Origin of the sequence: Xenorhabdus indica (genome assembly GCF_014467235.1) — a bacterium.
GTDB classification, from domain to species: domain Bacteria; phylum Pseudomonadota; class Gammaproteobacteria; order Enterobacterales; family Enterobacteriaceae; genus Xenorhabdus; species Xenorhabdus indica.
In genome coordinates this window covers 41638-50278 of record NZ_NKHP01000009.1, presented here as the reverse complement: position 1 = coordinate 50278, position 8641 = coordinate 41638, and the positions used below count along the sequence as shown (strand labels likewise).

The window sequence follows — 8641 nt, the reverse complement described above, 5'->3', positions numbered from 1 at the left end:
GCCACTTCTCAATTCGTTATCTAACAGCGACCTCTAATGAAAATTAGGTTGACCATTGGACGCTGTTACCCCACCATCCACTGGCAAGTTCACACCATTGATGAAACTGGCATCTTCACTCGCCAAAAACGCAATGGCGGCGGCTACTTCATGCGGCTGCCCTGGCCGTTTCAACGAAATACGGCTATCGAAAGACCTAAGAGTTTCCTCGTCAAGACCCTCGACCATCGGGGTTAATACTAAACCTGGGCAAACAGCATTGACACGAACACCTTGTGAACCATAATCCAGCGCCATAGCACGGGTGAGATTAACGACAGCGCCTTTTGACGCACAATAGTGAACGCTACCCCAATCACCTCCTAAGCCAGATATGGATGCATTATTAACAATACATCCTTTACTTTTCAGCAAATGAGGTAAAGCAAAATAGCTACAATTAAGCACGCCATTGAAATTCGTCGCTAATACCGCATTACTCTCTTCTTCTGAGATATTCAATAAATCGCCGACTGCATACAACCCTGCATTGTTCACCAGAATATCGATCCGGCCAAAATGCCTGACCGTTTCATCAACCATATTTCTGACTGATTCCCGATCTGTAACATCAGTCTGGATCACCAACGCTTTTTTTGATGATAGTTCACTGAAAACACGATGAAGTTTATCAGTATCCCGTCCTGCTAATACAACAATGGCACCCTCTTGCGAAAAACGTTTCGCTGTAGCCTCCCCCATACCACTTCCTGCGCCAGTAATAATGACAACCTTATCCTCAAACCGAACCATGTTATTACCCTCATTGATGTAATTTCAACGCTCGTTATAGATCCAGAGATAGCAATATTCTTGATCCCATTCTTCCTGACTGGAATTTATTTGCCAGTGAGCATTGCGTATTTCAGATATTGATTGAGATATGGAAACTGATTTATTCAAGATAGATATTATCTTATCGCCAGAAAATGTATTTTAAAATTTATAAAAAACAAGAAATGATTAACTATCATATCCTCCAGAATATAATTTGTTAATTACCTTACTATTTCCTTTTTTATGCCTGATTGACTATTAATTATTCAACAAAAGATTCATCAATATTTTTTCAGTGAAATTGGACAACGATATTACAAGCATCATTCTTCCCACAACTAAATCTGAGCCAATTAAACATAAGTCATATATCATCTTGTTTTTTCTAAAAAAATAATGCATTATCCTAGTTTTGTAGTTTAGTAGGTAATAAAAAGTGAAAATGAAATCATTATGCATCTCCGCAATCACAGCCTTTGCAATTATCATCAGTGGATGCCAATCCAATGCGGATTCCTTTGCAGCAGATGTTTATGACACAACTCAATTAAACGAAAAACAAGAAACAAAGACAATCAATATCATTTCTGTTCTTCCTGCCAAAATCGTTGTAGAAAACAACACGAATAAACAAGCAGCTCAAACATTTGGTGCCATTCTTGGTGCTGTGGCTGGCGGTGTTGTGGGTTATAACGCAGGTCCCGGTTCCAGAGCAGGTATTGCCGCAGGTGCAATCGGGGGTGGCGCGCTTGGTGCAGCAGCAGGATCAATGGTAGATGATAAAGTTATCATTGAAGGTGTCTCTCTTACCTATAAAGAAAACACTAAAATTTACACCTCAACTCAAGTTGGGCGCACATGCCAATTCACACCAGGGCTAGCCGTAGTCATTTCAACCAAAACAAATGAAACACGCGTTCAGCCTAATGCTACGTGCCAAGATAAAAAATAAGCAGGTGAATCATGATTAAAAAAATTCTTATCGCATCTTTACTGATCACACTATCCACTCCTGTATTTGCTTCATCTCTTCAAAGCCAGCTTTCTGCCATTGCTCAGGCAGAAAGTGAAGGTAAAGCAGAAGAACAAAAACAACAGGCCGAAAAAAAAGCTCAATTAGAAAGAGCAGCCAGAGTGGAAAGAGAAAGAAAGCAAAGAGAAGCGGCTGCCAGAGCAGAGAAAATCAGAAAGCAAGAAGCGACCCGAGAAGCTGAAAAACAAAGAGTACTGGCTGAAGCAACAGCAGATAAGAAACGGGAGCAGGCTTATGAAGATGAGCTACGTAAACTTGATATAGAGATGAAAAAACTTGAACTAGAGAAACGTTCAGCCAGAGCAAAGCGTGAAAATGAGTTCATTGATCATAAACAAATCAATAAATTATAATATATTGTTAACCGAATAACCTCAGCACACCTATCTACCTGAACACTTCCAGGGGAAATACCATTCAATATAACACATAGCAATGGACTTTATGCTCGTTAGATAGGTAAAGTTTAGGGTCACGGGTAAGGATAAAAAGGAACTACTATCACCATAGGGCAGAAATCTGCCCTTTTAATATACGGGATTATCTCGAACCCAAAATCTGCGCTATACAGGAAATTAGGCATAAAAATAGAAATTTAAGACTTAGAAATAATTAAACTCTAATTATCCTTCAAAATTAAAAACTATTTCTACCCTTCCCTTGTCTCCATTGGCAACGCTGAACGCGACTTCCTTGTTTAAACAATCGAACATATAAAGATGGCCTACGCCATTGTCTTTACTACACTTTGCACTTTTTATGGGGCAATTACTCTCAATTTGCCAATACCAACCAATGTTGTTCCATACCCATTTCGGCCAAAGAATCCATTTCAAATCGCAAGCTCCGGGACTGTCAGGGCTTGCTCTAACTCCATAATTTACTTTCCAATCTATTTCCCTCCATTGAAACACTGTACAAGCTTGTGTTTCAATAGGCATAGAGACTTTTGATATATTTGAATGTACAGGTGGAAAAATGATTATTTGATCTGAGCCAGCATTAGACATGCACCAATTATTCTTTTTCACAATATAAATATTATTAGATGTACTGGATGATTCGTTTATAAAATCTATATCAGCCTTGTGGCTAGCCATAGCTGGCTTTGTTATTAAAGATAAGGCCATTAAAACGATACTAAATAAAATTTTCATATTTCCCCCTTTTAATGAAATCATTCAAAATAAGCATTACTATTACTCATCATTAATGGAATTCTAAAATGATAACTGCTATATCATATAAGCTATTCACCTATCCGCTTTAGTATAAATAATCCCCTGTGATAAATGTAACTCAAAAATCGACAGGCTATTGAGGTGGTTAATATACTCTCGCTGATAAACAGAACGAATATATCAACGAGTGATAATGATTGAATGAATTTATTACCTTTGTGTGTGGGGGTACAAGTGGGGAAAAATCACATCTATAAATATGTAAGAATGCAAGTTATAACAATTAATAAATCATCCTTTTAAAATTCAACACTCATACTGAGTATCTTATTAAATAAGATATTTAAAGCATATTATCTATTGATCTTTTTAACAAAAAAGTTAGTTTCTATTATGTGTGAAAAATACCGCTCTTATATAAATTAGGCTATAGGGAAAAAACACTAAAGGAGATCTTAATGATAGATAAAAAATTATCTCTTTCTGAAAAAATATATCCTCTGTGGGGAAATAATAACGCTCCATTATTAATCGTCCTTGGTCAATCAAACAGTTAGGGTCATGGTACTGAATTAACATCAGATGAAGCAATTATTCAGGGTTTAGAAAACGTATTTACCTTATCCCTGCCAGAAGTTTATAGCGTTAATTTTTCCACCAGAAATGCCCCAAACTACAATGGCATAGCCACTCAATTTGGCGTATTTACCTCCGATGATATGCATTACAACGGAGAAACCCAGAAATGGTTTGCTCAGCAGGAATGGGAACGAATTTTAGCTGGTTATCAGGGTATTGAATTGTGAAGTATATGGAATCTCTTGAAATCCATAGGGTATATACCGCCTATATGTCAACACCAAACTTCTGCTGAACGACTCTTTTTCCCTGCTCTGTCAATTTCAGCTCACGGCTATCTAATTGTCTGACAGCCCACTTTTTTTGCAGAAAAGTTTTAAGCAAAGAAGCACCCAGAAAACCACTCAGATGAAAATACCGTTCACTCCAATCCAGACAAGCACAGGCAAATTTTCGCCTTGAAACTGTTTCCATATCGCAGCACACACCAAGAGAAAATAAAAACACTTTTCCTTGCGGTGTCAATTTATAGTCATCAGTTATCCAAAGATTAGAAAGCAAACTATTGTGAATTTTTACTGCCACCTCTCCTGCCATATGGTCATAACAAGTTCGGAAAAAGCGCAGTGATTTTGGTGTGGAAATTTTGATAGTGCCTATATCTTCGCTATTAGCAAAACACATCATGTTTTCCAGTAATACAGCGACGTCTTCACTGTGAATTTTAAAATAATATTCGGATACGAGTGCGATCTGCCAGTAAAGCTGCAGAAGATATGCAAGAAACACAAGGCCATATCACCCGCTGGAAAACTCATGTCACTCAGTTAAACACAATGCTGGCCCCCGGCAATCATATGACCATGTTGTCTATGCCGAATGTTAAAACATTTATTGATGAGCTATGGCTAAAGCAGGGTTAAAGACAGAGTAAAACTACCCTATCATATTTCGATGATCACCGAAGTGGCCACAAAATCTGTAAGGTATCATGGCATTTTCTATCCTTCAGAGGAGCAATCATGTTAGCTGTCATATTTGAAGTCGAAATCGCAGAAAACCAAAGTGAACGTTACTTTGATGCCGCAGCCACACTCAGGCCACTATTAAATACCATTCCGGGGTTTATTTCCGTAGAACGTTTCCAAAGCCTCAACAATAAGAAAAGACCCAATGGATTTCAAGCTGCATCGCGGCGGCAAGGGAACGAATCCCTGGAAGCATAGATAACTATGTGACCGGGGTGAGTGAGTGCAGTCAACAAAGAGGCAACTTGAAAGACAAAGGGTATAAATAGCTTTCATTATCATATTGGCATAATAAAGAGTCCATTAAACAGTGGCAAAATACTGACCAACACCGGGAAGCACAAACGTCAGGGCGCAACGGTATATTTGCAGATTATCGATTAAGCGTTACAGCCATTATTCGTCACTATGGAATGCATGAACGGGAGGAAAACTAAAAGAAGATTAAAAAGTATTTTGGTTGTTATTTATTGGGAGATAAATTCCCGTCATCTCCCAATAAATAACCATTTTTAGGTAATTAGACTGATTAAAGGCATATCAAAGATTAGTATGTCGCGAATGAACACCCAATAAATCGACCAAAGAACATCCAATACCAATATCCCATTGAAAATCCTGTAACCAGTACATAACTGATCGATTTTAACTTACACAATGAAAATGCTTTGATACCTTTCACTGCAAATACCAGCATAAATGGCAATAGAAAAAAAAGACATAATGGTGCTGTCAATATCCTGTCATCATTGATAACAAAAGAACTGACCACATCACAAACGGTATTGATCCCTTCTTCCCCGATCGTCCACTCAAAATCAACCGTTGACAAACATCCTATCAATGTAGTACTGAACAAAATAAAGGTGATACAGGCGAGTATATTTATAATTTTCATGCTCATTTATTTTTCTCATCTATTTATAAGGCATAAGACGAGATTTAATCCTTTCTTAAGCTCATTAAATTAAATCTGAAACGTTTATATCAAAAAACTTAATACGGCATTCTCTCGGCCTGCCAAAGATCAGATCTTGATCACAAGATAAGATAATATGATGAATAGAAAAACCAGGATTTGTCAGAGGCGAAAAATTTAATACACCCTAAGAGGTATAATAAATTCAGGCTATTAATAACAATACGTGATAAAAAATGCGTGATAAAAATACAGGGGAAAGGAATAAGCCCTTATCCGTTTAATTAACAAACAGATAAGAGCCAGAGGCCTGAAAGTCACAAACTCACATTAGACTTAATTATCGATACATCTCAAACAGAGACATTCCTTTTAAGTCTGTAAACGCTTTAAAAGAAGCCTGCAAAGCAGCCTGTTGTTGGTAATAGCTGGAAATAGCCGCAGTCCAATCCACATCGACCAATTCCCCAGAGCGAACTTTATTGGCAATACTACGTTCACTACCCAAAGCATCCAGTTGATCCAATTCCTGAAGTTGTAAACCAAGTACGGCCTCCACAGAAGAGAAGTTATTCTGGCTGTTACGGATCCCACGGTTAGCTTTATTCATCAACTCATTAGCTTCGTTTTTCTGCTCTTCAGTCGCCAAACTGTATGGTGTTCTCAACGCTTTGATTGCCATATCAATGGAGGCAAAAACATCAGATTCACTCGAACTGCCATCAGGCTCTTTAACCGGGCTGGATGTCGCTGATAAAAAAACCTGTCGTCCGGTATGAGCAAACACCATTGTGCGGTTATCATCCACTTTCTGGGTGATTGCTTCGCCACCTCCAACGTAACTGACTTTGCCATCTTTATCTGCTACAAAAGGGGGCTTATCCGTTTTATAACCAGCAAAAATATAACGGCCATTACCATCAGTTTTATTACCGAGATTCAACAGGGCTTGTTTAAAACCTTCCAATTGCTGCGCATAGGATTCACGATCTTGCTCACTCTGTTCATCCGCAGCCGCAACTAAAGTCTCAAACACGTTAGCTACCACCTTAACGGCATCAGAAGTAATGCTCAATTGGGATGACATGGCATTTTTGGCAAAAATACGGGCAGTCATAAACTGCTGGTTTTTCGATTCAGATTGAGAAACCATGATGTTTTGTGATGCAGCTAAAGGATCATCGGATGGATTAATTACCCGGCGACCGCTGGACAGTTGTTCACCATATTTCATCCACTTGGATTGGGCGCCCAAAATCCCATTCATTTTTTGGCTGTATAATAGATTCGTACTTACACGCACAATATCATTTCCTTTTTGTTACCGGCGAATAGCGACTAGCAAGAATAGCTACCAGAAAGAATAGTTACTATCAAAAACAGTGATCAGCGAATGCCCAAAATAGCATCAAACAAAGTTGTCGCCGTCTGGATCACACGGGCGTTTGCCAGATAGTACTGCTGCATACGTTGCAGCTCGCCGTATTCTTCGTCCATATTAACGCCGGAAATTGATTCACGGGTCGATTTCCATTTATCAACGATGTGGCCTTGTCTTTCAATGCTGATATTTGCGCTATTAGCTTTGCTGCCCACTGTACTTACCAGTGAGGCGTATGCTCCGGCAAAGGAAGCCTTGCCATCGACCAAACGTTTATCCTGTAATTCAAGGAATTTCTTCGCGTTGCGGTTATCACTTTGACCAGTTTTGTTGTCTCCCGCTGCCGCCAATTGGGATGAATCCTTAAGATTCAATTCTAACGTAGCCACGACGTTACTGACCGTTTTCAGAGTGTATTTATCGTGATCCTGTACGCGAGTAGTATCAATTTCTACTTTCAGCCCATCAAATTCCAGCGTATTGCCGTTTTTGGTCACAGCAACCATTTCACGATCAGAAAGACGTTGTACTTTCCAATCTCCACTTTCATATTTGAGAGTGTAATCACTGGCTTTCACTTTGATGGTATCGCTATATTCCACCTTGATGTCAGCCGTACCTTTGTTATCACTGTTAGAAACAACTTCCGGTTTGCTAAAGTTGAAGAAATCAATGCCCGCTTTACCTTTCAGGTCAAAGCCAGCATGTTGTACCTGGTTAAATTGGTCAGCCATGACCAGCGCCAATTGGTTTAGTTCATTACGGGTTGAATCGATAACTTCGCTACGCACGCGCAATGCACCGCCCAACTTGCCACCTGAAATGAAACGCTCATCAATTTCTCTCGTACCCACTGTGCCATTGTTATAACCTAGCGTAATACGGCTACTGTCAGTACTGGATGGAATAGCTTCCATCCGGTAGGATTTATCACCCGATACCAGTGACATACCACCACCGAATGAGATGTTATAAACTCCACCATCCTGTTGAGTGACACTCACTTCCACCAGATCATTTAATTTACTGACCGCCAGATCTCGTTTATCCAGCAATGCCAACGGTTCACCTGTACCCACACCACGCATACGAGTGATTTCATTATTCAGCTTGGCAATTTCTTCTGAGTATTTGTTGATTTCTATAACATTTTTCTCAATCTGAGAATTGATGCTGCTATCAACCTGACGCAAAAATTCGTCTGCTTCTTTAAATCGACTGACTAAACCTTCCGCTTTGCCTAACACCGTGGTTCTTGCCGCGCTGTCTTCTGCATTGCTTTCAACCGTCCCCAGGCTTTTGAAAAAGTCTTCAATGGAATTCGATAAGCTAGTGTCTTTATCTGCTAACAAGTTGTTGATTTTGTTACTCTGCTCGTTATAAGCCTTTAAGGCAGATTGTTTGGTTTGCGCAGAGCTATATTGCTGATCGATAAACTCGCTATATTCACGGTTAATGGTAGTCACCGTCACACCGTTACCCACAAAACCAGCGGGTGACAGGGCCCCATTATTTTGTGTCATTACGGTGGTCTGTCGGTTATAACCTTCGCTTCTGGAGTTAGCAATATTATTACCCACTACACTCATTGCCACCTGTGCGGCATTAATACCACTCATGGCAGTATTCATAAGGCTGTTGGACATTGTAGATCCTTTTACGTTTTCGTTATGCCTCCATCATGGGAGGCCAACTGCTGTCGTT

9 protein-coding genes and 1 pseudogene are annotated in these 8641 nt (G+C 39.5%); 4 read left to right on the top strand and 6 right to left on the bottom strand.

Translation table 11 applies throughout. The annotated features are described in order from the left end of the window. Positions 1–33 precede the first annotated feature (33 nt). Complete coding sequence (budC, locus tag Xind_RS08865; RefSeq protein WP_187649878.1) at positions 34–792, bottom strand: meso-2,3-butanediol dehydrogenase; 759 nt, start codon at positions 790–792, stop codon at positions 34–36. Between the two features lie 466 nt (positions 793–1258). Here budC and Xind_RS08860 point away from each other — a divergent pair, with 466 nt between their 5' ends. Together Xind_RS08860 and Xind_RS08855 are read left to right on the top strand one after the other, a co-directional pair. Further along, positions 1259–1768: a hypothetical protein gene (locus Xind_RS08860; RefSeq protein ID WP_187649926.1), complete on the top strand. Its 510-nt coding sequence runs from the start codon at positions 1259–1261 to the stop codon at positions 1766–1768. Positions 1769–1779: 11 nt separating this feature from the next. Then, positions 1780–2196: pseudogene (locus Xind_RS08855) on the top strand (DUF5384 family protein); the annotation flags it as partial. Between the two features lie 276 nt (positions 2197–2472). Here Xind_RS08855 and Xind_RS08850 read toward each other — a convergent pair. Next, positions 2473–3006: a hypothetical protein gene (locus Xind_RS08850; RefSeq protein ID WP_047681162.1), complete on the bottom strand. Its 534-nt coding sequence runs from the start codon at positions 3004–3006 to the stop codon at positions 2473–2475. A gap of 870 nt (positions 3007–3876) precedes the next feature. Then, entirely contained in the window at positions 3877–4398 is a 522-nt protein-coding gene (locus Xind_RS08845; RefSeq protein ID WP_222941769.1) for a hypothetical protein, read from the bottom strand. Between Xind_RS08845 and Xind_RS08840 the strand changes: the two genes are divergently transcribed. After that, positions 4386–4532: a hypothetical protein gene (locus tag Xind_RS08840; RefSeq protein WP_156115352.1), complete on the top strand. Its 147-nt coding sequence runs from the start codon at positions 4386–4388 to the stop codon at positions 4530–4532. The genes Xind_RS08845 and Xind_RS08840 overlap by 13 nt on opposite strands. 99 nt (positions 4533–4631) lie before the next feature. Beyond that, positions 4632–4835 carry an antibiotic biosynthesis monooxygenase family protein gene (locus tag Xind_RS08835; protein ID WP_187649876.1) on the top strand — a complete coding sequence of 68 codons (204 nt, stop codon included), beginning with the start codon at positions 4632–4634 and terminating at the stop codon, positions 4833–4835. Positions 4836–5184: 349 nt separating this feature from the next. Here Xind_RS08835 and Xind_RS08830 read toward each other — a convergent pair whose 3' ends face one another. The 3 genes from Xind_RS08830 to flgK form a co-directional block, all read right to left on the bottom strand. Further along, on the bottom strand, positions 5185–5541 hold the full coding sequence (locus tag Xind_RS08830; protein ID WP_047681159.1) for a DUF2645 family protein: 357 nt from the start codon (positions 5539–5541) through the stop codon (positions 5185–5187). A 355-nt stretch (positions 5542–5896) separates the two neighbouring features. Next, positions 5897–6859, bottom strand: coding sequence for a flagellar hook-associated protein FlgL (gene flgL, locus Xind_RS08825; protein WP_187649875.1), 963 nt, complete (start codon positions 6857–6859; stop codon positions 5897–5899). Positions 6860–6942: 83 nt separating this feature from the next. Then, positions 6943–8583 (bottom strand): flagellar hook-associated protein FlgK, encoded by a 1641-nt coding sequence (gene flgK, locus Xind_RS08820; protein WP_187649874.1) that lies wholly within the window; start codon positions 8581–8583, stop codon positions 6943–6945. Positions 8584–8641 lie beyond the last annotated feature (58 nt).

What these genes read in the sequence shown, in the direction of transcription:
- Xind_RS08860 (WP_187649926.1), top strand. Translation starts at nt 1,259, where the DNA reads ATGAAATCATTATGCATCTCCGCAATCACAGCCTTTGCAATTATCATC.
- Xind_RS08850 (WP_047681162.1), bottom strand. Translation starts at nt 3,006, where the DNA reads ATGAAAATTTTATTTAGTATCGTTTTAATGGCCTTATCTTTAATAACA.
- Xind_RS08830 (WP_047681159.1), bottom strand. Translation starts at nt 5,541, where the DNA reads ATGAGCATGAAAATTATAAATATACTCGCCTGTATCACCTTTATTTTG.
- Xind_RS08835 (WP_187649876.1), top strand. Translation starts at nt 4,632, where the DNA reads ATGTTAGCTGTCATATTTGAAGTCGAAATCGCAGAAAACCAAAGTGAA.
- budC (WP_187649878.1), bottom strand. Translation starts at nt 792, where the DNA reads ATGGTTCGGTTTGAGGATAAGGTTGTCATTATTACTGGCGCAGGAAGT.
- flgK (WP_187649874.1), bottom strand. Translation starts at nt 8,583, where the DNA reads ATGTCCAACAGCCTTATGAATACTGCCATGAGTGGTATTAATGCCGCA.
- Xind_RS08840 (WP_156115352.1), top strand. Translation starts at nt 4,386, where the DNA reads ATGCAAGAAACACAAGGCCATATCACCCGCTGGAAAACTCATGTCACT.